At 62.3% G+C, this 21,916-nt stretch carries 19 protein-coding genes and 2 pseudogenes; 14 read left to right on the forward strand and 7 right to left on the reverse strand.

Features of this window, described 5'->3' with window-relative positions; genetic code table 11:
* Window positions 1-166: 166 nt before the first annotated feature.
* The 3 genes and pseudogenes from AC3FKH_RS27380 to AC3FKH_RS27390 all read right to left on the reverse strand — a co-directional run.
* Window positions 167-244 (reverse strand): annotated as a pseudogene (locus AC3FKH_RS27380) (integrase); the annotation flags it as partial.
* Window positions 245-619: 375 nt separating this feature from the next.
* On the reverse strand, window positions 620-1,828 hold the full coding sequence (locus AC3FKH_RS27385) for an IS91 family transposase (RefSeq protein ID WP_488678856.1): 1,209 nt from the start codon (window positions 1,826-1,828) through the stop codon (window positions 620-622).
* 8 nt (window positions 1,829-1,836) lie between these two features.
* Window positions 1,837-2,715 (reverse strand): tyrosine-type recombinase/integrase, encoded by an 879-nt coding sequence (locus tag AC3FKH_RS27390; protein WP_488678857.1) that lies wholly within the window; start codon window positions 2,713-2,715, stop codon window positions 1,837-1,839.
* A 299-nt stretch (window positions 2,716-3,014) separates the two neighbouring features.
* Here AC3FKH_RS27390 and AC3FKH_RS27395 point away from each other — a divergent pair, with 299 nt between their 5' ends.
* The 4 genes from AC3FKH_RS27395 to AC3FKH_RS27410 are packed head-to-tail and all read left to right on the forward strand — an operon-like array spanning window position 3,015 to window position 6,192.
* Window positions 3,015-3,824, forward strand: coding sequence for a hypothetical protein (locus AC3FKH_RS27395; protein ID WP_488678858.1), 810 nt, complete (start codon window positions 3,015-3,017; stop codon window positions 3,822-3,824).
* A complete protein-coding gene (locus AC3FKH_RS27400; protein WP_488678927.1) occupies window positions 3,825-4,262 on the forward strand; it encodes a tyrosine-type recombinase/integrase in 438 nt (145 codons plus the stop codon).
* Complete coding sequence (locus AC3FKH_RS27405; protein ID WP_488678859.1) at window positions 4,259-5,197, forward strand: tyrosine-type recombinase/integrase; 939 nt, start codon at window positions 4,259-4,261, stop codon at window positions 5,195-5,197. Before AC3FKH_RS27400 ends, AC3FKH_RS27405 begins: the two co-directional genes overlap by 4 nt.
* A complete protein-coding gene (locus AC3FKH_RS27410; RefSeq protein WP_488678860.1) occupies window positions 5,194-6,192 on the forward strand; it encodes a site-specific integrase in 999 nt (332 codons plus the stop codon). Before AC3FKH_RS27405 ends, AC3FKH_RS27410 begins: the two co-directional genes overlap by 4 nt.
* Window positions 6,193-6,240: 48 nt before the next feature.
* Here the strand turns inward: AC3FKH_RS27410 and AC3FKH_RS27415 are convergent, their stop codons facing one another.
* The gene (locus tag AC3FKH_RS27415; RefSeq protein ID WP_488678861.1) at window positions 6,241-6,840 is read right to left on the reverse strand and encodes a tyrosine-type recombinase/integrase; all 600 of its coding nucleotides are present in this window, start codon (window positions 6,838-6,840) and stop codon (window positions 6,241-6,243) included.
* A gap of 272 nt (window positions 6,841-7,112) precedes the next feature.
* On the opposite strand from AC3FKH_RS27415, the gene AC3FKH_RS27420 reads away from it, so the two are divergent.
* From AC3FKH_RS27420 to AC3FKH_RS27440, 5 genes and pseudogenes are all read left to right on the forward strand, one after another.
* Window positions 7,113-7,544 (forward strand): GFA family protein, encoded by a 432-nt coding sequence (locus AC3FKH_RS27420; protein ID WP_488678862.1) that lies wholly within the window; start codon window positions 7,113-7,115, stop codon window positions 7,542-7,544.
* A gap of 768 nt (window positions 7,545-8,312) precedes the next feature.
* Window positions 8,313-8,930 carry a nitrile hydratase subunit alpha gene (gene nthA, locus AC3FKH_RS27425; RefSeq protein WP_488678863.1) on the forward strand — a complete coding sequence of 206 codons (618 nt, stop codon included), beginning with the start codon at window positions 8,313-8,315 and terminating at the stop codon, window positions 8,928-8,930.
* A complete protein-coding gene (gene nthB, locus AC3FKH_RS27430; protein ID WP_488678864.1) occupies window positions 8,927-9,583 on the forward strand; it encodes a nitrile hydratase subunit beta in 657 nt (218 codons plus the stop codon). The genes nthA and nthB overlap by 4 nt, the downstream gene beginning before the upstream one ends.
* Window position 9,584: 1 nt before the next feature.
* Window positions 9,585-9,983, forward strand: a complete 399-nt coding sequence (locus AC3FKH_RS27435) for a nitrile hydratase accessory protein (RefSeq protein ID WP_488678865.1) — start codon at window positions 9,585-9,587, stop codon at window positions 9,981-9,983.
* Between the two features lie 100 nt (window positions 9,984-10,083).
* Window positions 10,084-10,233 (forward strand): annotated as a pseudogene (locus AC3FKH_RS27440) (formylglycine-generating enzyme family protein); the annotation flags it as partial.
* Between the two features lie 261 nt (window positions 10,234-10,494).
* Here AC3FKH_RS27440 and AC3FKH_RS27445 read toward each other — a convergent pair.
* Window positions 10,495-11,403, reverse strand: coding sequence for a LysR family transcriptional regulator (locus tag AC3FKH_RS27445; protein ID WP_488678866.1), 909 nt, complete (start codon window positions 11,401-11,403; stop codon window positions 10,495-10,497).
* A gap of 127 nt (window positions 11,404-11,530) precedes the next feature.
* On the opposite strand from AC3FKH_RS27445, the gene AC3FKH_RS27450 reads away from it, so the two are divergent.
* Genes AC3FKH_RS27450 through AC3FKH_RS27470 form a run of 5 tightly spaced genes read left to right on the forward strand, consistent with a single transcriptional unit; the run spans window position 11,531 to window position 17,658 of the window.
* Window positions 11,531-12,535, forward strand: a complete 1,005-nt coding sequence (locus tag AC3FKH_RS27450) for a Bug family tripartite tricarboxylate transporter substrate binding protein (protein ID WP_488678867.1) — start codon at window positions 11,531-11,533, stop codon at window positions 12,533-12,535.
* Entirely contained in the window at window positions 12,528-14,630 is a 2,103-nt protein-coding gene (locus AC3FKH_RS27455) for an acetate--CoA ligase family protein (RefSeq protein ID WP_488678869.1), read from the forward strand. Before AC3FKH_RS27450 ends, AC3FKH_RS27455 begins: the two co-directional genes overlap by 8 nt.
* 2 nt (window positions 14,631-14,632) lie before the next feature.
* Window positions 14,633-15,403, forward strand: coding sequence for an enoyl-CoA hydratase/isomerase family protein (locus tag AC3FKH_RS27460; RefSeq protein ID WP_488678870.1), 771 nt, complete (start codon window positions 14,633-14,635; stop codon window positions 15,401-15,403).
* A complete protein-coding gene (locus AC3FKH_RS27465; protein ID WP_488678871.1) occupies window positions 15,400-16,815 on the forward strand; it encodes an aldehyde dehydrogenase family protein in 1,416 nt (471 codons plus the stop codon). Before AC3FKH_RS27460 ends, AC3FKH_RS27465 begins: the two co-directional genes overlap by 4 nt.
* A 24-nt stretch (window positions 16,816-16,839) precedes the next feature.
* Window positions 16,840-17,658, forward strand: a complete 819-nt coding sequence (locus AC3FKH_RS27470; RefSeq protein WP_488678872.1) for an enoyl-CoA hydratase — start codon at window positions 16,840-16,842, stop codon at window positions 17,656-17,658.
* Between the two features lie 524 nt (window positions 17,659-18,182).
* Here the strand turns inward: AC3FKH_RS27470 and AC3FKH_RS27475 are convergent.
* Both AC3FKH_RS27475 and AC3FKH_RS27480 read right to left on the reverse strand, forming a co-directional pair.
* The gene (locus AC3FKH_RS27475) at window positions 18,183-19,751 is read right to left on the reverse strand and encodes a methyl-accepting chemotaxis protein (protein ID WP_488678873.1); all 1,569 of its coding nucleotides are present in this window, start codon (window positions 19,749-19,751) and stop codon (window positions 18,183-18,185) included.
* A gap of 411 nt (window positions 19,752-20,162) precedes the next feature.
* A complete protein-coding gene (locus AC3FKH_RS27480) occupies window positions 20,163-21,899 on the reverse strand; it encodes a bifunctional protein-serine/threonine kinase/phosphatase (RefSeq protein WP_488678874.1) in 1,737 nt (578 codons plus the stop codon).
* Between the last annotated feature and the right edge of the window lie 17 nt (window positions 21,900-21,916).

The following is a 21,916-nucleotide window of genomic DNA, read 5'->3' on the forward strand; positions in this document are numbered from 1 at the left end:
GACATCAGTACAAATTGGTCGGTTCGTTCGCATTGGGCGAGCGACGGCATCGGCGGCCTGCGAACGGCCGGAAACTGAACGAAGCCGACACCTGAATGTCATGTCCACGACACTAGCGGACGGCTCTTCATGGCCGGCAAGCGACCGCTCAGCCGGCCAATCGTTTTCAGACTTCAGTTTGTTCTGCCATTTCGAGGGCGTCATCTACCTCGATACCGAGGTAGCGAACAGTGCTCTCAAGCCTATTGCCTGCAGGCCATAGAGCAGAGATTTTTTTGGTTAGCGATCGCGGCTACTGACACGTGAACAGGCCGGTCGGGCCAGCCCGCGATCGGTAATCAAAAAAATGTTTGTGCTAAACCGCTCCGCAGGCGCTGGCGTTTATGGGCATTGAATGATCGTCGCGGTGATTTGCGATACCCGGCGCGTGCCCATCGCAGGCCGGAAGCAGGCGGTCTGACGGAGCCGGTCGCGCGATGACAGTGAGAATGCGAGGGTCAATGGGCAGATGGTGCGCAGTTTCGCGGCATTGTGTTGGTGCGATGCCGCCAAAGCACGAGTGGGTTCGCGTTGGCCGCGTGGGGAAAGACCATCGTGCTCGGGGTGGTGGTGATGCCGGTCAGTGTCCATGGCTGGGGTCAGGCGGGGCCCGCGGAAGGATGCCAGGCACACCGCCTTCGATGCGGACCATGTGGCCCTCGCCACAGACGGGGCAATCGCGCAGTGACTTGCCGGTGAGCCGCTGGTAACGGTCACGGTAGTCTTCTGCGAAGGGCGGTGACGCAGCGGCGGGCGGCTCGATACCGAGCAGCCGCCGGCAGGTGGCCAGGCGCGCCGCCAGGTGGCAGTTGGCGAGCCACCCGTAGCTGCGGATGCGCTTGAAGCCGTCGGGGAGCACGTGCAGCAAGAAGCGGCGGATGAACTCGTCGGCCGTGAGCGTCATGGTTTTGTGGCGGGCTTCGTGACGGTAGTCCTTCCACTGGAACAGGACCGAATCGCCATCAAAGCGCAGCAACCGGTTATTCGAGATGGCGACGCGATGCGTGTAGCGACCCAGGTAATCGAGTACCTGTGCAGCGCCGCCAAACGGTGGTTTCGCATAGACGACCCACTCCGCGTGAGCAGCGGGCGCGAGCCAGGCGGCGAAGGCTCGCGGGTCACGCAACGGCTCGAGCTGGCCATGCAAACGCAGCGCGCCGGCGTCGAAGGCGCGGCGCAATTGGTCGAGAAAGAGCCGCCGGAAGAGCCGCGAGAGGACCCGCACGGGCAGGAAGAAGCCGGGTCGGCAGGCGATCCAGCGCTCGCCGTCCGGGGCAATGCCGCCGCCCGGTATCACGCAGTGCACGTGCGGATGGTGCAGCAGATTCTGCCCCCACGTGTGCAGGACCGAGAGGAAGCCGATTTCCGCGCCCAGGTGCTTCGGGTCGGCGGCGATCGTGCGCAGCGTTTCCGCGCTGGTGCGAAACAGAATGTCATAGAGCACCTTCTTGTTCTGGTACGCGAGCGCGGCGACGGGCTCGGGCAGCGTGAAGACGACGTGGAAGTATTCGATCGAGGGGAGCAGCTCGGCGCGCCGGCGTTCGAGCCATTGCGCACGGGCGAGCGACTGGCACTTCGGACAGCAGCGATGGCGACACGAGTCGTAGGCAATGCGCTGATGGCCGCAGGCATCGCACTGCTCGACATGACCGCCGAGCGCGGCGGTGCGGCATAGCTCGATGGCGCTCATCGCGCGGCGCTGGGCACGACTGAGGGCGTCGGCATGGGTCTGCCGGTAGTGAGGGCCGCAGCGGCGGAAGATGTCCGCCACCTCGAGCGCCGGCCGCATCGCCGGCTTCAGAAGTACTCGGGCGCAGGTGGCGGGGGTGGAACGGGTGCAGGATGCGGCAGCAGGTCGAAGGGACTGGTGGTAGCGCACACGGTGCTCGTCGCCAGCTTGAGGTACCGTGCCGTCGTAGCCATGCTGCGATGTCCCATGAGCAGTTGGATTCTGCGTACATCGGCACCGGTTTCCAGCAGATGAGTGGCAAACGCGTGCCTCAAAGAATGGGGTGTAACGGGTTTCGTGATGCCGCTACGCTCACGTGCAAGCTGGCATGCGTCGCCCACAGCATGGCGGCTGATGGGCCGCCCCGGAATGCTGCCTGGAAAGAGCCATTCCCTCGGGTGAGCGTCCTGCCAGTACAGTCGCAGGACCTCGAGCAGCCTCGGCGAGAGCATGACGTAGCGATCCTTACGGTTTTTGCCCTGGCGCACGCGGATCATCATCCGCTGGCTGTCGATATCGGTGACCTGCAGATGCACGACTTCGGAGACACGCAGGCCGGCCGCATAGGCCGTCATCAGGATGGCGCGATGCTTCAGGCTGGGAATCGACTCGAAGAAACGCGTGACTTCCTCGAAGCTCAGGATGACCGGAAGCTTCATGGGCCGCCTGGGGAGCGGAAAGTCCTCGTCGCTCCAGTCGCGCCTGAGCGTGATGCGGTACAGGAAGCGCAGCGCGCCGACGGCCAGTTGCACACTCGCTGGCGCGAGCTTGCGTTCGTTGGTCAGGTGGATGATCCAGGCACGGATCTCTTCGGGGCCGAGTGCCTCGGGTGAACGCCGGAAGTACCGGGCAAAACTGGAAACCTGCAGGAGATAGGTCTTCTGCGTGTTGACTGCAAGGTTGCGGATCTGCATGTCGTGCAGCATGCGTTGGCGCAGTGGCGTCATGGCGAGCCTCCTGGAAGCAGTGGGTGGAATGCCCAACCGGGCGTTCACATACTGCTCCTGGCTTCACGGCTCACCACCTCGCCGGGGTTCAGCGCCAGACGACCTCTTCATGAAACGTCAGCCATGGACCTGTGCCCACCTCCCCCTACCGCGTCAGCGGTTTAGTACAGGCTTGACTATGTCCCGCGCGAAACTATGTCCCGCGATCGTTGGGAATCCCAGTCGGGAGTGGATTTTCCGCAGGAGCGCTAGACATTGGCATTCTCCTTTGCAGGCACTTAGCCTGAAAGGAGAAGTTCGTGGAACATTCTTACGAGAACGCGGACGCGCTGGTCCGCACCGCCCGAAGCGCAACCGGGGAACCCCTTTCGGAGTTCGTTAGTTCGCTGATCAAACAGCAATACTCGGTCAGCTATGTATGCCAACTGGCACAGCACGCACTTGCGTTTGAGCGCTGGTGCGAGGATCGCCGCATTCCCTTTCATACGTTGAAGGACGACGATATCGCAAGGTATCAGCGCTTTCGTTCACGACATCGATCGCGATGCTCAGAGACGCAACGCCGTGAACGGCACGGATTGGAGTTATTGATCCGCTTCCTGCGCGATCAGGGAGTGTGTCCTGCTGGGAAAGCGCGCGCAATTGCCGCAGACGACGTTGCCGAGGAGTTCGCGCAGTCCTTGAGGCGTGATCAGGGATTCGCCGTTGTGACCGTTGAAACCTATGCAAGGCTGACACGCAAATTCCTGGTGTGGCGGTTCGCTCAAGGAGAGATCTGCCTGCATGACGTTCGCGCGACCGACGCCAGCACTTTCATTCAGAGCGAGGCGAAGCGCATGGGACCTGCTGCGCTGAAGAACGTCGTCACGGCATTGAGGTCCTTCTTTCGTTACGCCCAGTTTCGTGGAGAGGTCACCGTGGGACTTGCCGCAAGCGTGCCAGCGGTGGCCAGTTGGGCGAGCACACCCCCAATCCCCAGAGCCATCTCTCCCGAACACGCACAGCGCGCGATTGATAGTTGCGACCGCCGGACCGGGGTGGGCCGACGCGATCGCGCCGTGCTGCTGCTTCTGGCGCGACTGGGGCTACGAGCCTGCGAGGTCGTCTAGCTGACGCTAGATGACGTCGACTGGGACCGCGGTCAATTGCGCGTGTGTGGCAAGGGCGGCCGGGAGAGTTTCCTGCCATTGACCGCCGACGTAGGCGACGCAATCGCCGCGTATCTGAGGCGTGGACGTCCCACGAGTCCAGACCGGCATCTCTTCCTTCGATCCGTAGCGCCGATACGCGGGCTGATGGAGGGCTCAGACGGAATCGGCACGATCGTGCGCCACGCGCTCAATCGTGCCCGGGTCAGCGCGCCGCACCGCGGCTCTCACCAATTCCGGCATGCTCTCGCTGTTCGCATGTTACAGCTCGGCGCGTCGCTGCCCGAGATCGGACGAGTGCTTCGTCATCGTAGCTCGCAGTCCACCAGCCTTTATGCGAAGGTGGACCTCTGTACTCTCCGTACGTTAGCCATGCCGTGGCCGGGAGGTGTGCGATGAACACGCTTCGCGATGCACTCCAGGAGTACCTTGAACTGCGCCGCAGCCTGGGCTTCAAGATGCACGATGCCGGCTTGCAGTTGCCCCGATTCGTCAGCTTCATGGAGACTCGGCAAGCCGAGCACATCAGCACTGGCCTCGCTCTCGAGTGGGCGCAACATCCGTCGGTTCAACCCGCAGAATGGGCCAGACGCCTTTGCTTCGTGCGCGGCTTTGCCCGCCACCGCAGTGCAACCGACAGCCGCACGGAGATTCCGCCAGTCGGCATGTTGCCCCATCGGTCTACTCGAGCCAGACCTCATCTATACACGGAAGCGGAAGTACAGCGCTTGCTGGACGCGGCATTGGAACTGCCGGTGACATGGCCGTCGACGCCGCTGCGGCCTTGGGTATTCCATTGCCTCATCGGCTTGCTCAGCGTCACCGGCCTGCGCATCAGCGAAGCGCTGAACCTCGAGCTTGGAGACGTGGACCTCGAAGATGCCGTCCTGACGATTCGCGGCGCCAAGCTCGGTCGGTCTCGACTGGTGCCCATTCATCAGACGACCTGTACTGTCCTGGCTGACTACCTCAGACGCCGCAAGCAGTTCCTCGGTTGCCGGGTCTCGTCGTATGTCTTCGTGACGAGTCGCGGAACCCGCCTCGACATGGGTCGCGTTCATCGGACGTTCTACGCGCTGTCGCGACAAACGGGACTGCGTGCCAAAGGCGCAAGCAAGGGGCCGCGACTGCATGACTTCCGACATCGCTTCGCCGTTGAAGTACTGATACGTTGGTATCAGTCGGGAGAGAATGCTTGGCAGCTATTGCCGGTGCTGTCGACCTATCTTGGGCACATCTATGTGGCCGGGACTTACTGGTATCTCAGCGGGTCGCCCGAGTTGATGGCACAAGCGATGGAGCGCCTGGAACACCGTTGGGGAGAGTCATCATGACAAGGGAACCTAGCTTTGCAGCCCTGCTGGAGAAGTTCTTCGTCCAGCGCCTGATCCATCAGCGCCAGGCTAGTATGCACACGATCGCATCATACCGCGACACATTTCGGTTACTGCTGGAGTATTTACAGCGACGCCTGCATAAAGCGCCATCCACTCTGGCACTGGAAGACATCACCGCGCCGCTCGTCATGGACTTCCTCGATGAACAGGAGCAGGTTCGCGGCGTCACGGCTCGAACACGTAACCTGCGCCTGACGGCAGTGCATTCGTTCTTCCGGTATGCGGCCTTCGAGATGCCGTCGCTCTCGGCGCACATCCAGCGCGTGCTGGCCATCCCGGCGAAGCGGTTCAGCCGCGCATTGGTCCCATTCCTGAGCCGACAGGAGGTAAATGCATTGCTGGCCGCGCCGGACCAGCACACCTGGTCAGGTCGCCGCGATCACGCTCTGTTGTTGCTGGCGGTTCAGACAGGGTTACGCTTATCTGAGCTGACCGGTCTTCGGCGCGAAGACCTCCACATTGGGGCAGGCGCACATGTCCGCGTATTCGGCAAGGGACGCAAGGAGCGTTGCACGCCGTTGAGCAAGAACACCCGCGCCGTATTGGCCGCGTGGGTTCAGGAGCCACCGCGAGCAGGAAACCAGCCACTGTTCCCAAATGCACGTGGCGGCCGGCTGAGCGCACACGGCATGCACTACCTCATTCACAAGTATGTCGTGGCGGCTGCGGAGAAATGCCCTTCACTGATGAACAAGCGTGTAAGCCCGCATGTGCTACGACACACTACAGCGATGGACCTGCTGCAAGAAGGCGTCGAGCTCTCGGTAATTGCGCTGTGGCTCGGTCACGAAACGGTGGAAACCACGCGGGTCTACCTGGACGCCAACCTCACGTTGAAACAGCAGGTTCTCGATAGGATCACGCCTCCTAACGGTAAGCCAGGACGGTATCGTCCAGATGACCGATTGCTGGTGTTCCTGAAGAGCTTGTAGGCCCATGGCTATGTCCTGCGCCGTGCACGGGCAACTGATGACATCTTGCTAGTCTCGTGACACACGAGACATAGTTCTGCGCGGGACATAGTCAAGCTTGGTATGGCCGAGCAACAGTTGCACAGCCCTAAGGTTTTTCATTCGCCGATATATCAATGAAGCCTTTGTGCGACGCATGGTGTGCGTGCCGTACGCTGTATCGTCGAGACCAATAGAGGCGATCCATCGATGGACCATGCGCGCGTATTGCCGCGTCGAAATATGCGGCGAGGCATGTAGTCGACTGGGGAACAGATAGTCGGTGAGTTTGAGGCCGCGGGCCTTGATCCAAGCTTCGGCGCTCTGACGCGTCTGCTCGGTGATCTCGAATCGCACCGACCGTTGGGTCTTCTGTTGTATGACCACCGCTCTCGATCCGACATGGCTGCCCTGACAGATGTCCTGGACGACCAACCGAGTTAGGTCGCACGCTCGCAGTTTGCTATCAATCGCGAGGTTAAACATAGCAAGCTCGCGGATGTTCGACGACATCTGCAACCGGGTGCGAATCGCCCAGATCTCCGGAAGCTTCAACGGTGGCTTCTGTCCGGTAACCTTGCCCTTGTTCCACGGCACGCGTCCGCCGACGTGATTATTCGAAGCTTTCATGATGATCTCCTTTCGGTTGGAGGGAGATCCAGTGTGCGCGTCGGCTGGCGGTCGCTGTCCCACCCGAAGCCGCCCACCTGCGCTTTAACCAGGTTGTGTCTGCTGAGCAACTTGTTGCTGCCATTCATTTGAGCTTGAACGGGGCTCCAACCTGCTGGTGACGCTGATTGACCGCAGCTACCACCGGCACTTTGTTATGACAATGCCTTTACATGTCAAACGATTGAGGGCTATAAACTCTGCGAGATGCCGTAAATACTAGGAGCGGGCACATGCTCATTAGGGGAAGCTGCCACTGTCGTAACGTATCCTTCGAACTCACCTGGGAGCCTGATCCCGTCGAAATTCCAGCTCGTGCATGTACCTGCTCTTTTTGCAGGAAACACGGCGGTGTCTGGACGTCCAATCCTTCGGGGGTACTTCAAGTCCAAGTCCAAGACGCTTCGGCCGTTTCAAAGTACTCCTTCGGTACCCACACAGCCACATTCCACGTTTGCTCTCGTTGCGGTGTGGTGCCAGTTGTCACAAGCGAAATCGAGGGGCAACTCTACGCAGTTGTCAGCGTCAACGCCTTCGAGAACGTCGAGCCATCCCTGGTGAAACTTACGCCGGTGAGCTTTGAGAAGGAAACGGAAGCGTCGAGGCTGACTCGCAGGAAACGGGGTTGGATTGCCAATGTCCAGTACATAAAAGGCGGGACGTAAGCCCTCCATCTAGTGGACAGCCACAGGCAGGCTTCACTCCACCTGCCGCTCTAACGTTGACGGTAGCTTTCTGGCCCTCGAGGCATCCAAGCGGAGTAGGGCGCGGGTCGACGCTCCCCGACCAATGTTCGCTTCGATACCGATTTCGGTCCTTCGGCGCAACAATGCCATCGTCTCTACCTGGCCGACCTCAGGCAGCCGAGGGCAGGGCGCGCCGGTTGGCGCTACCCGACCCACTGCGGGCACTGGACCATGCGTTTCGCCAACGGCAGTTTCCTGGGCGAAGCGGTCGTCTGAATGGCACGGTCGGGGGCGAAATCGCACGCTGCCTCCTTGCCGACTGCCGGCGTCCGAGAGGAGGGCGCCTGATCGTCGCTACGCGACCCTTCTGCGCCGTTCGAGTCTTCCACAACTCGATGGCGGCTATTCGAGTCCAACGGTCATCCGCCTCCCCTCTGGCGAATTCATGATGGGTAGCAGCGAATTGCCTGACTCGCTCGCTAAGGTGTATCCGCAATATGCCAAAGAACGCCTCCAAGCGCTGGCTGACGAAGCGCCGGTGCATTAGCCCAGTTGAAGTGCTGCGCAGCTCATTGCAGCGCACTCAAGTGGCTCACGCTCTGGTGAAGCTGCCATTAGGCGCGGCGCCCTTCCGCGCGCTTGTCACGATTCCAGTTGCCGTTTAGCCGGAGAAGGAAGTTCAAGGCTCGCGATCCTGAACTAATTAGCCTACACTGCACTTCTAGTCGGTCTGGTCCGAGTACATCCATGAGTCCCGACGAGCACAACCACTCCGAGCTTTCGCCAATCCAACTGCGGGTGCGCGCGCTCGAGACAATCCTGACCGAGAAGGGCTACGTCGACCGTTCCGTCCTCGACCTTATCGTCGAGCGATACCAGACCAAGATCGGCCCTCACATCGGGGCTAGAGTAATCGCCCGGGCGTGGGTTGATCCTGAGTTCAAGGCGGCGCTGCTGTCAGACGCGACAAAGGCGATCGCTGCGCTTGGAGTCGTCAGCCATGTGGGCGATCATCTGATCGCGGTGGAGAACACGCCCGGGCATCACAACATGGTCGTCTGCACGCTGTGCTCGTGCTACCCATGGGACGTGCTCGGGCTGCCACCGGTCTGGTACAAGTCGGCCGCTTATCGCTCGCGTGCCGTGTCAGTTCCCCGCGGCGTGCTGGCCGACTTCGGTGTCGTCCTGCCAGAAGACGCGCAGATCCGAGTCTGGGACTCGACCGCAGAAGCCCGCTTCATTGTGGTACCACCCCGCCCCGCCGGCACTGAAGGCTGGCCCGAGGAGCGCCTTGCGCGGCTCGTCACCCGTGACTGCATGATCGGCACCGGCTTGCCCCGGCGTCCCGAGGAGATATCGCCATGAACGGAGTTCATGACATGGGGGGCATGCACGGCTTCGGCGCGGTCCAGCCCGAGGCTGACGAACCCCCGTTCCACGCGCAGTGGGAGGAGCGCGTGCTGGCGATGCAGCGGGCCATGCGTTTCACGCGCGCCTGGAACATCGACATGTCTCGCGACGCGCAGGAGCGGCTGCCTGCCGAGGTGTACCTCTCGGTGTCCTACTACGAAAGATGGGAATTGGGAATCGAGCGCAACGCCGTCGAGCGAGGGCTGATCGGCGCCGATGAAATCGCCGCAGGGCATGCCCTGCGTCCGGGCAAGCCCGTCGAACGGGTCATGACGACAAACGACATCGAACACGCATTCACCCGAGGCTCTTTCGCTCGCCCGCCCAAGAAGCAGGCCAGGTTCAAACCGGGTGAGCGAGTGCGCACGAAGAACATCAACCCGCCCACCCACACACGCTTGCCGCGATACGCACGCGGCCGTGAAGGAACGATCGAGGCGATCCGGGGTTGCCATGTCTTCCCGGACAGCGTCGTGACAGGCGCAGGAGAAGACCCGCAGTGGCTCTACACTGTCGTCTTCGAAGGCCGCGAGCTCTGGGGAGCGGACACCGACGCCACGCTCACCGTTTCGATCGAGGCATTCGAGCCCTACCTCGAACCAGCGTGAAATGAAGGTCGATCCAGCCGCAGCGCGTGATGCCGCCGAGGCCGTACCGGGCGTTCCCCATGACCAGGAAGGCCCGGTGTTCCGCGAGCCGTGGGAGGCACAGGCTTTTGCTCTGGCTCTGGTCTTGCACCAGCAGGGCCTCTACACCTGGCGCGAATGGGCAGCAACGCTGGCAGAAGAGATCAGGCGCGCGCAGCTTGCCGGCGATCCAGATACCGGCGAGACCTACTACCTGCACTGGCTAGCCACGCTCGAGCGCCTGGTGGCAAGTAAAGGCGTCGCGAGCACAGAGACGCAGGCGCGCTACCGTGAAGCCTGGCACCACGCTGCCCTTCGCACGCCTCACGGCACGCCTATCGAACTGTCGCATGGCGATTTCACAGGAAACGAGGATTCATGACCCCGCTAGGCTGCCCGGACGAGGAATAGCAAGCGCATGAACAACTCGCCATCTGCCACCGTATTTTCGCCTCGCTCGGCTGGACGGAGTTGATCTACAACCACATTCACCGGTCCAGGGCCCAGAGTCGGGCAGCGTACGCGTGCGTCGCGGAGGATCGTGGCACACGTGGTCGTTCTACGCTCGCTCGTCGTATCGCAAGTGGAATACACCGCAGACTCGTCGCGCCGCTGAAGGCCAGCAGACGTAACGAAGCGCGCATTGCCGGCCTGCCGACGGATGATACTTGACGCTTGTCGCGGAGGACCCATATCGGTCGGAAGTACGCAACCGCGACCGGAATCTTCAGTCATTCGCGAGAGTCCGTTGGCTGCGGCAGAGCCGACGTTTGAATGTCCATGTGACAGTTTCGGCCAACGGCTGAAACTGGCCGGGTGCGGCCCGACGCCGCCCGCCGGCAGCCGATCCTCCCCCGAACTCAGGTGTGTAAGACACCTCGATTGGGCTCCAACTAGGCACTCGTGTTCCTTGCAACTTCAGGCACCAAGTCATGAAGTCGAGAAAGAACGAGTCGTGCCGCCCGGGACAATGGGTGATGTCGCGTGATGCCCATGGCAATGGTCCGTGGTAAGCGTGGCTCGACAATCTCGACGGCGGACAAATGCCCAGTGGCAACTTCGTGATCCACTGCGAGCATTGGAAGTATTGTCAAAGCGCCCCCCGAAAGCGCAACCTCCTTCATCGTATTCAACGATTCGACTTCCAGCGCCACATCCAGCGAGATGCCGAGCTGACGCGCGTGCTGGTCGAGAATCGATCGCAGCCCGTTGGGGGCCGGTGGCAGGACAAGCGGAAGGCCGTCGAGCTTGCGGAACGGCACCGTCGGTACCCCGGCGAGCGGATGGCCGGGCGCGCAGATCAGGTAAGTGGCGACCTCAGCAAGCACATCTTCTCCCTGGCGGGGCCCGGGACCATAGCGGTTGATGACCGCCAGGTCCAGATGGCCCGATTCCAGTTCCTCGTCGAGTTGTCCGCTGAAGCCTTCGGCCACGCGCAGCCGGACACCGGGCGCCGAGGCGCGCAGATTCTCGAACAGCGCCGGTATCAGGCGCGGCGCCATTGACGGCAGCACGCCGATCCTCACCTGTCCGAACGGGACGCCCGCCGCGTCCTTGACCTCATCGCGCAGCCGTGCCGACTGGGCCAGCAGCAATTGGACATGCGGGAAGATCCGCTGGCCGAATTCCGACAGCACCACGCCCCGGCCGGTTCGTTCGAACAGCCGGTCGCCCCATTCCGCCTCGATCTGCGCAATCGCACGGCTCACCAGTGACTGGGCTATCCCCAGGGAGCGTGCCGCACGTGACAGCGATCCCACTTCAGCCACCAGCGCCACGATTTCGAGCTGTTTCAGATTCACACCGGCTCCCAATCCAGAAAGTGGATATCAGATATCTATGATTATACTCTTTTGAGTTGGCTCAGGACTCCTTAAACTGAGGACAGCCCTCCCTGCAGAGAGGGCTTACGCAACATCTGGAGACAATATGCCGTGCTTTTCCGCTGCACTTCGCGCATTCCGGCGTCCGTTATGCGCCTTGCTGGTCGCTGCCACCCCGGCCGCCTTTAGTGCCCCCGCTGCCGCCTCGACCGGCTATCCCGCCAAACCGATCCGCCTGGTCGTGCCGTTTCCCGCTGGAGGACCCACTGACGCGATGGCGCGACTGATCGGCCAGCACATGTCGCAGCAGCTTGGACAGCCTGTGTTGGTCGACAACCGCGGCGGCGCTGGCGGCACCATCGCCACCGAGGCCGCCGCGCAGGCAGCCCCCGACGGCTATACGCTCTTCTTTTCCACCACCGGTACCATGGCCATCAACCCGTGGCTCTACCGATCGCTGAAGGTGGACCCCCTCAAGTCGTTCGATGCCGTAGGCTCGGTGGCATCCACTGTCAACGTGCTGGTGGTGCCGAACAACCTGCCGGTCGGCAACATCAAGGAACTGATCGCACTGGCAAAGCTGAAGCCGGGCACGCTGACGTTCGGCTCGGCCGGCAACGGCAGCTCCAACCATCTGTCCGGCGAACTGTTCAAGTCGATGGCCGGCATCGATATCGTCCATGTGCCGTACAAGGGCTCGGCCGCGGCGTTCACTGACTTGCTTGGCGGACGCATCTCGATGATGTTCGACACCGTATCGAGCCAAGGGCAGTACATCAACGCGGGCAAGGTCAAGGCGCTAGGCGTGACCGGCGTGACCCGTTCTGAAGCACTGCCTAAGGTGCCGACGATTGCCGAGGCTGGCCTGCCAGGCTTCGACGTGACGATCTGGTTCGGCCTGTCGGCGCCGAAGGGCACCACGCCGGATGTGATCCGCCGCCTGAACAGCGAACTACAGGCCGTGCTGGCGCAGGCAGACGTGCAGAAACAGCTCGCCGCGCTGGGCGCCCGGCCGCTGCCGGGAACGCCGGCCGAGTTCTCGAAACTGATCCAGCATGACGCGGGCAAGTGGTCGCCGGTGGTCAAGGCATCGGGAGCGACCATTGACTGAGACCATTGCAACCTTCGACGCCCTGTTCTCGCCGGCATCGGTGGCCGTCATCGGCGCCTCGGACAACCCCAACAAGGTGGGCGGACGACCGATTCACTACATGCGCACCTTCGGCTATGCGGGCGAGGTGTTTCCGGTCAACCCGGCGCGCGAGGTCATCCAGGGCTATCGTGCGTACCCCGATCTTGATGCGATCGGCAAGGCGCCGGACGCGGTCGTGATTGCCGTGTCCGGCGAAGCCACGCTTGGGCAGGTGCGCAAGTGCGGCGCCGCGGGCGTCAAGGCTGCAGTCATCATGGCGTCGGGTTTTGCCGAAACGGGCGAGGTGGGACGCCAGCGGCAGCAGGAATTGGTGGCGGTGGCCAATTCCAGCGGCATGCGGCTGGTGGGCCCGAACGCGCAAGGCACGGCCAACTTCGCCAGCGGCGCGGTGCTCAATTTCTCGACGATGTTCATGGAGGTGGCGCCCCAGGACGGCCCGATCGCGATCATCAGCCAGAGTGGCGCGGCGAGCGTCATGCCTTATGCATTGCTGCGCCAGGCTGGCTACGGCGTGCGCTACCTGGTGGCGACGGGAAATGACGCCGATCTCGACGCCTGCGCGATGACCGCGGCCGTGGCGGCGGACCCCGATGTGCGGTTGATTCTGGTCTACCTCGAATCGGTGTCCGACCCTGCCCAGCTTGCCCGCGCGGCGGAAGTGGCCCGAGCGCATGGCGCCAGCATCGTGGCGATCAAGGCCGGCAACAGCCAGCGCGGTGCCAAGGCGGCGGCCTCGCATACCGGTGCGCTGGTCGGCAACGATGCCGCGATCGATGCCTTCCTAGCACGTCACGGCATCTGGCGTGCGCGTGACATTGGCGAACTGGTCCGCGCGGTGCCGCTGTATTTGCAGCAGCGCGCCCCGGGGCAGGGCCGCACGGTCGTGATGAGCCATAGCGGTGCGGTGGGTGTGATGGCGGCCGACCTGGCCGAACGGCACGATTTGCCGCTGACCGAACTCCAGCCGGCAACGCTGCGCGAACTGGGCGCGATCCTGCCTGAGTTCGGCACGGCCAGCAATCCGCTCGACATGACAGCGGCGCTGCTGGGCAAGGCCGACATGTTCCCGCGCGTGCTCCAGGCGCTGGGCGCCGATCCGCAGGCCGACATGGTGATGGTTGGCATTCCGGTGGCGGGTCCCGGCTACGACGTCGAGGCACTGGCGCGCGACGCCGCCGACTTCAGCGCGGGCCAAGCCAAGCCGTTGGTGGTCAGCGCGACGCAACAATCGGTCCGCGAGGTTTTCGTGCGACACGGCGTGCCGGCCTTTGTCACCGAAGCCGATGCCGTTGCAGCGCTTGCGCAGTATGTCGCGCATCATCGGCTGGCCGCGGCGGCAACGGTGACGGAGACTGCGTCGACCTGGCCTGACGCGCAGCGCCTCGACGGCAGCGGCTTGCAGGACGAAGCCCGTAGCCTGGCCTTGCTCGCCGAAGCCGGCGTACCCGTCGTGGCGCACCGACTCTGTGACAGCGTGGATGCGGCGGTAGCGGCGTTTGACGCGCTCGGCGGGGTGCCGGTGGTGGTCAAGGGCTGTGCGGCGGACGTCCCGCACAAGAGCGAGCACGGCCTCGTGCAGCTTCGCCTGACCGATGCCTCCAGCGTGGCCCGGGCGGCGCAGGACTGCCTCGACACGCTGCAGCGGCTAGGCGTGGAATCGCCACGGGTCATTGTGGCGACGATGGTCAAGGGCCGTCATGAGTTTGCGCTGGGGGTCTCGGTCGATCATGTGTTCGGGCCGCTGGTGATGATCGGGGAGGGCGGCACACTGCTCGAACTACGCAAGGACGTCGTGACCCTGCCGGCGCCGTTCACGGCCGAAGACGTCAAGGCGGCCTGCGCAAGGTTGCGCCTGGCGCCGTTGTTCGATGGCTATCGCGACATCCCGGCGCTTGATCTCGACGCGCTGGCAGCGTCCGCAGTGGCACTCGGCGACTGGGCATTGTGTCACCGTACTGCGCTGGCATCGGTGGATATCAACCCGCTGATGGTGATGGCTGCCGGCGAAGGGGTCATGGCGGTCGATGCTGTGGTGGAACTCAAGTGGAATTGAACATGGAAACTGTACGCGTCAAACGGGATAACGACATTGCCATCGTCACGCTGAACCGCCCGACCAGAATGAATGCGGTCAATGACGCCTTGCGCGGCGAGTTGATCGAAGCCCTGGGCCAGCTCAACGCCGAGCCTTCGGTGCGCGCCGTCGTGCTGGCCGGTGCCGGCGAGCGGGCGTTTTGTGCCGGACAGGATCTTGATGAGGCGGCCACGGTGACCTGGCAGCAGCTCGTGCCTTGGCTGAATCGGCAACGGGCGATGTACCAGGCCGTACGCGACCTGGACAAGCCCTGCGTGGCCGCAGTGCGGGGTGTGGCGGCAGGCGCGGGTTTCCAGCTTGCGCTGTGTGCGGACTGGCGGCTGGCCACAGCAGACAGCCGCTGGGGGCAGCCGGAGGTCAAGGCAGGCCTGGCGAGCATCGTCGGATCCTACCTGATGACGCTGCACGTGGGATACACCCATAACGTGCAGATGTCGCTCTCGGGCGATCTGGTCAGTGGCCAGCGCGCCTTCGATATCGGTCTGGTGACGGCACTATGCGGCGAGACCGAACTGATGGCGCAGGCGCTCGCGCAGGCCAGATCGCTCGCGGCGCTGCCGCCGACCGCCGTGCGCCTGTCCAAGCAGCGCTTTCGCGCCATGACGCAGCCGGGATTTGATGACGCCTGTGTCGCCGGAATCCGGGCGCAACTCGAATGCTATGCCGACGGCGAACCGCAGCGCGTGATGGCTGCGTTCCTCGACAAACGCAACACAAGGGAGTCGCAGTGAAGCAATTTACCCAACATTATATAGACGGCGCACGTCGTCCGATTCGAGCCGGCGAGTCAATTCGCGTCTACGATTCGGCGACCGAAGCCCCGTTGGCCGATGTCTGTCTCGGCACCGCGGGCGATGTGGCCGAAGCCGTGGCGGCAGCCGCGCGGGCGCAACCTGGCTGGCAGGCGCTGGGCGCATCCGGACGGGCGCCGTATCTGCGCGCGCTGGCCGACGCGCTGGAAGACTGCGCGACGGAGCTGGCGAATGAGATCTCGCGCGAAGTCGGCATGCCGCTGAAGCTGTCGCGTCGGATCCAGGTCGATGCACCAATCGCGGCGTGGCGCGCCACGGCGGCGATGGCGGACACGTTCGCCTTCGTCCGGACGATCGGCAATTCCCGCGTGACGCTGGGACCGGTCGGGGCAGTAGCCGCTATTACGCCGTGGAACTACCCGCTGCATCAGATCACGGCCAAGGTGGCGCCGGCGCTGCTGGCCGGCTGCACGGTGGTGCTGAAGCCGTCAGAGCTGGCCCCGGCCGTGACCGAACGGATGATGGCCGCTTGCGAGCGGACGAAGCTGCCGCCGGGCGTCCTCAATCTCGTGTTGGGCGGCGCGGCGGTCGGCGAGGCGCTGGTATCGCATCCCGACATCCAGATGGTGTCGTTCACCGGCTCCACGGCTGTCGGCCGCAAGGTCGCCGCACAAGCGGCCGGCGACATGAAGCGTGTGTCGATGGAACTGGGCGGAAAGTCCGCGTCCGTCGTGCTGTCGGGCGCGGATCTCGCCAGGGCGGTCAAGGCGACTGTCAACTCATGTTTCCTCAACTCGGGGCAGACTTGCAGCGCGACTACCCGGCTGATCGTGCCCCGCGAGGACTACCCGCAGTGCCGGCAACTGCTGGCGGAGGCGGCAGCAGCGGTGAAGCTCGGCGATCCCGCCGATGGCGAAACCCGGATCGGCCCCTTGCTATCGGCGCAGCAGCGTCAACGCGTGCAGGCGCATATCGCCGAAGCGGAGCAGGCAGGCTTTGATCGGATTGCCGGCGGTGCGGATGCGCCGGTGCCAGCAACCGGCTATTTCGTTGCGCCGACCGTCTACGGCAACGTCGCACCCGACAGCCGGCTGGCGAACGAGGAGGTCTTCGGACCGGTGCTGGCGGTGCTGTGCTACGACAGCGTCGACGAGGCGATCACCTTGGCCAACAGCACGCGCTATGGGCTGGCAGCAAGTGTCTGGGCTGCCGATGACAGTGCCGGCGAAGTGGTCGCCAACGCGCTGCGGGCAGGGCAGGTGGACGTCAACGGCGCCCGGTTCAATCCCGCGGCACCGTTCGGCGGCTTCGGTATGTCCGGCGTTGGGCGGGAAGGCGGCGTGTATGGGCTGGAGGAGTTCCTGGAACCGAGATCCGTTCAGCTCCCTTAGTACGACATCGAAAGGAATCGCAAAATGTACAGTCAGATTACCGTTGCTCGCGCCGGAAAAAGCGAGCGAATCGCCGTGGTCACCATGAACCGGCCGGACAGGCTCAATGCGCTGACCAAGGTCATGGAGGGCGAACTGCGCGACGCCATGGATTCCATCGATCGCGACGACAACGTGCGCGTGGTGGTGCTGACCGGGGCAGGCAAGGGATTCTGCGCCGGCATGGATATCAACGAGCTCGAAGTGCTGCCACCTGGCGATATCCGCGCCGCCCAGTGGATGCGCCCGTTCGACATGAACCGGCGCGCCGATTACCAGACGCGCTATGGCTACTTTCCGGCCATGCGCAAGCCCGTGATCGCGGCAATCAATGGTGCGGCAGCGGGGCTGGGGCTGGTGTTCGCACTCTACAGCGACATGCGCTTCGCCAGTGCCGACGCAGCATTCAGTACCGCGTTCGCGCGTCGAGGCTTGATTGCAGAGCACGGCATCTCCTGGCTGCTGCCGCGCGTGGTCGGCCCCGGTCATGCGGCCGACCTGTTGTACTCGGCGCGCAAGGTGCTGGCTAACGAGGCGCTGCGGATCGGCCTGGTCGACCGCCTGGTGGATGCGGACGCCCTCATGGCGATCACGCTCGACTATGCCGACGACCTGGCCGAGAACGTTTCACCCCGATCTATTCGCGTGATGAAACGGCAGCTGTGGGAGCAGCCGTTCCAGTCATTGGCCGAAGCCACGCAAGTCGCCAATGCCGAAATGTTCGAAAGCATCCAGAGCGAGGATTTTGCGGAAGGGGTTGCGCATTTCCTCGAGCGCAGACCTGCCCAATTTTCTGGTCGGTGACCGGGGGTCCCACTGGCGGCAAGACCCTATTGCTGACCTCGAAGCTCGACCGTCTCTGACCGACCCGTTGCCGCCGCTCGACTTCGCGCGGTCCGTGCGGCGGTTCCCACGAAGTACAACGGCCATTCAGCGAGGCCTGCCGACTAGCGAGTGATCGGCCGACGCAGACCGCGGATTCAACCGGTCGATGCAACGGTTTGATGGAATCGTTCAGCCGGTGTATGAGTCTGCCCGCTGATGGCTTCGCGCGGATTCTGGCGTGGCCTGGTCACCGACGATCAAGGCGCGGCGGCGCTCGACCGCTTGCACGTCGTCGTATGGACGGCCGTCCTGAGCAGCCTCTTCCTGTAATCGGTGATGTTCTATCTGGCGATGCCCGAGTTCAGCGAAACGATGCTGCTTCTGATGGGTATCAGGTCGGGCACCTCCATAGGCTTCAAGCTGCCCGAACAGCGATCATGACACCGCACGCCACACCAATGAGGGTCAGATGCAAGAGCGCATCCCCCTCGGCCAGGGGTTGTTTAATTGGAGTCTGGCCCTTGATGTCTCAGCTTGAATACCGCTACGGCCTCAACCAATTTTGTCGCCTGCTGACTTAAACTATCGGCCGCCGACGCAGACTCCTCAACCAGAGCGGCATTCTGCTGCGTCACGTAGTCCAGTTGGTTGACTGCGTCGCCAACCTGTCCAATACCAGACGATTGTTCGACGGTGGCTGCGCTGATCTCCGCAATGAGGTCACTGACCCGCTTCACCTGGGAAATGATGTCGCTCATCGATTCGCCTGCAGCGCTGGCCTGCACACCACCGGCTCTGACCTTCTCGACGCTGTCTGTGATCAAGTCCTTGATCTCTTTGGCTGCGGCAGCCGAGCGCTGAGCCAAGCCGCGCACTTCTGTTGCCACAACCGCAAAGCCGCGCCCCTGCTCCCCTGCGCGAGCTGCTTCCACGGCAGCATTGAGCGCTAGAATATTAGTCTGAAAGGCAATGCTGTCGATCACGCCGATGATGTCACCGATCTGTTGGCTGCTTGCCGTAATGGCTTCCATCGTGCTGACCACTTGGCTGACAGCTTTTCCACCTTGCGCTACGGCATCGCTCGCGGAACTCGCGAGTTGCGTGGCTTGACGCGCCGCTTCGGTATTGTTCTTCACCGTCGAACTGATCTCCTCCATTGAGGCGGCAGTTTGCTCCAGGTTCGCGGCTTGCTCCTCGGTGCGCTGACTAAGATCCGTGTTGCCGGCAGCGATCTGAGCCGATCCCGTAGCAATGCTTTCTGAGCTATGCCGTACCGTTCTCACCACGGAATCGAGATTCTCGTTCATGCTCTTGAGTGCGGAAAGCAACTGCCCCGTCTCGTCCGAACGCGTGATTTGAATGCTGGAGGTTAGATCACCAGCAGCTACCGTCTGGGCCACTTCCAGTGCCTGCTGGATAGGAACGGTAATTGATCGGGTCAGTCGCCACGCAAATGCGGTGCCAATTAGCAGAGTAGCCAGACCGGTGGCAAGCATTGCAATTCGCGTGGAGTCAATGTCATCTCTGATGACAATGCTCCTAGACTCAGCCAGCTTCTTTTGCAAATTGCTTAAGGCTACTACGCGGTCCTTCAGTGCTTCGAGTCGCGGAAGAGTTTCATCGACCAAGATCTTGGTGGCTTCATCTCGCCTGCCATCGCTCAGCAATGTGTCGACGCGCATGAAAGATTCAAGATAGGATGCACGCATCTCCCTTACGCTAGCGAGCAAATTCTTGCCCTCTGGAGTACGAACCAGATTCTCTAGGATATCGAGCGAGGCCACTACATTCTTCTTGTTAAATTCGATGCGCTGATGGATCTTGTCGGTTTGACCCTTGTCAGTAGCGAAGAACAGTTCCATCGTGCGTAGACCGTTGGCTCGAGTGTAGGTGTCGAGCGTAGCAGCGGCCTCCGCCTTGACCCAGTCTTCGTTGACAATTTGCTCACTAAGTGTGCCTATGTCTGTGATTCGGACCATCGACAGCGTGACCATCATGGCGATAAGTGCCAAGACGATACCGAAGCCAATACTAAGCCGAGTACCGATCTTCAGGTTATTGAAAGACTTCAAAGGAAACCTCCGTTATTTGCAGGCAGCTAGCTGATTTGGCCAGATAGATGAGGAAATACGTGAAAACCAACACGAGTCATCGTCGATGTACGTAGTCGGCTCATCCTTGATACTAGATCGGCAGGAAATTGGATTGCACTAATCCCCCTTTGGAGGGGCGTTCACTATACAGCTCCACGACTGCCCTCAAGGATGAAGGCGTCCCCCACAAAGGGTTCTCTTTCCGCCTGTGCGGGTGGTCGGCATCGGAAGCTCAATTTGGCGGGTTCATCGCTAATTGAGCTGCCGTGATCCCATGTTAGTTCTTCGCCTCGAGCATGCAGTTAGGCGATCCGAAGGCTGCCGCAATGTCGATAGGGAAGGCCGACGGAAACGACGCGCACGCTGGTCCGGAATTTGGCCTTAAGATTGTCACCTGCCGGTAATCAGCAGCCCAAGCAAGACCACCACCGAGATACCTAGCACGAAGGTCAGCGCCTGCCAGAAGCGCAATGGGTTTCGCTCCATCAGTGGCGGAGTCGCGCGCTGCCAGAGTGGCTGGGCAGGGATGTGCAATGCCTGAATGAACTCGGACATTGTTTCGTGCCGTTTCAGTGGATTGGGATGCAGCGCCTTTCGCACAGCTTCATCGATCCACACGGGCAGATCGGGGCGCAACTCGCGCAGCGATAGGTAGCGCATGCGATGAAAGTTCGAGCGATCGCGGACCTGCGTCACCTGCAATCCATACGGCAGTTTCCCGGTCAGCATCTGATAGGCCAGTGTCGCCAGCGAGAAGAGATCAGATGCCACAGTGCCACCGTCTCCAGTCAAGTATTCAGGAGCGGTGTACTGCAGTGTGCCGACTGGTTTATCGGGGCGTGGATTCCGCGTGCCTTCGGTCAGCCCCGCCACGTGGACAGTCCCAAAATCCATGATTCTGACCGTGCCAGACCGGTCGATCATCGCATTCTCCGGACGTAGATCCTGATGCAGCATCTCGCGTCGATGAAAGGCCTGCAACCCGACTGCAAGCTGGGCGACGATCGCGCGTACAGCGTCCAGGTCCGGTGATGGATGATCGATCATCCATTGCCCCAGTGTCTGACCGTCGACATACTCCATCGCCACGTACAGGTGCTTGCGCTGCCGGTCAGCAAGGTGTGGCCTGACCACGTGCTGATTGTCAACGCGTCTGGCGACCCATTCCTCCAGCAGGAATCCATCAAGATGCGCCGCATCTTCGTATCGGTCCACGGCCGGGATCTTCAATGCGACAAACTGGCCGCTATCATCGTCCACTGCCAGATGCACATGGCTGCGGGCACTCGCATGAAGCTGCCGGACGATCGTGTAGCCCTCGAACTTCATGCGCGGCGTAAGAGGCGGCGGCAGGGCGAGCCGTTCGGCTTGCATGCGCGCGCCCGGCGCATCGAGTTCTGGCAAGGCATCGACGCGCGCGATTTGCACGGTCACGTTGTCCTGGCTTCCTCGTTCGATCGCAACCTCGGTTAGGGCTAGCGCGGCGCACTGCAGATCGCCGGCACTGGCGGCCAGCGCCCGGTGGACATCCGAGGCGTCCAGATGCTCGTAGGCGCCATCGGTGGCAAGCAGATAGATCTCTCCGGCTTCAACGTCCCAGGCGCGATAGTCAATCTCGACGAACGGACCCGCTCCCAAGGCACGACCCAGGTAAGCTTCCGAAGCTGAAACGCATATCCGATGATCGTTGGTCAGTTGCTCCAGCGTATGGCGGTGCAACCGATAGACGCGAGTATCGCCAACGTGCACCAGGTGAGCCTCCCGAGCCTTGAAAATCAGAGCACTGAAGGTACATACGTAACCCCGGTCGCTGTCGAAGCGGGCATCGCTGCGCCGGGTCTGCGCGTGCAGCCACGAGTTGATGGCCGCCAGCACGCGCTGTGCTGATCGCCGCACTGTCCAGGCTTCGGACGTGCAATAGTAATCCTCAAGAAAGGTTCGCACGGCCGCGGCGCTAGCCACCTGGCTCACCGCGCTTGTACTGATGCCGTCCGCCAGTGCCAGCGCGATTCCCTTCGTGACGCGCTGGTGGCCGGCCGGTTGTGTCACGCCATGAAAGTCCTGGTTGACTGGTTTCCGGCCCGCCTCAGAGTGCTGGCCAACGCTGATGCAGAGTCGCCCGTGCATTCGCTTCGACCAATGTC

It is taken from the genome of Cupriavidus sp. 21MJTG02-4 (assembly GCF_057798975.1).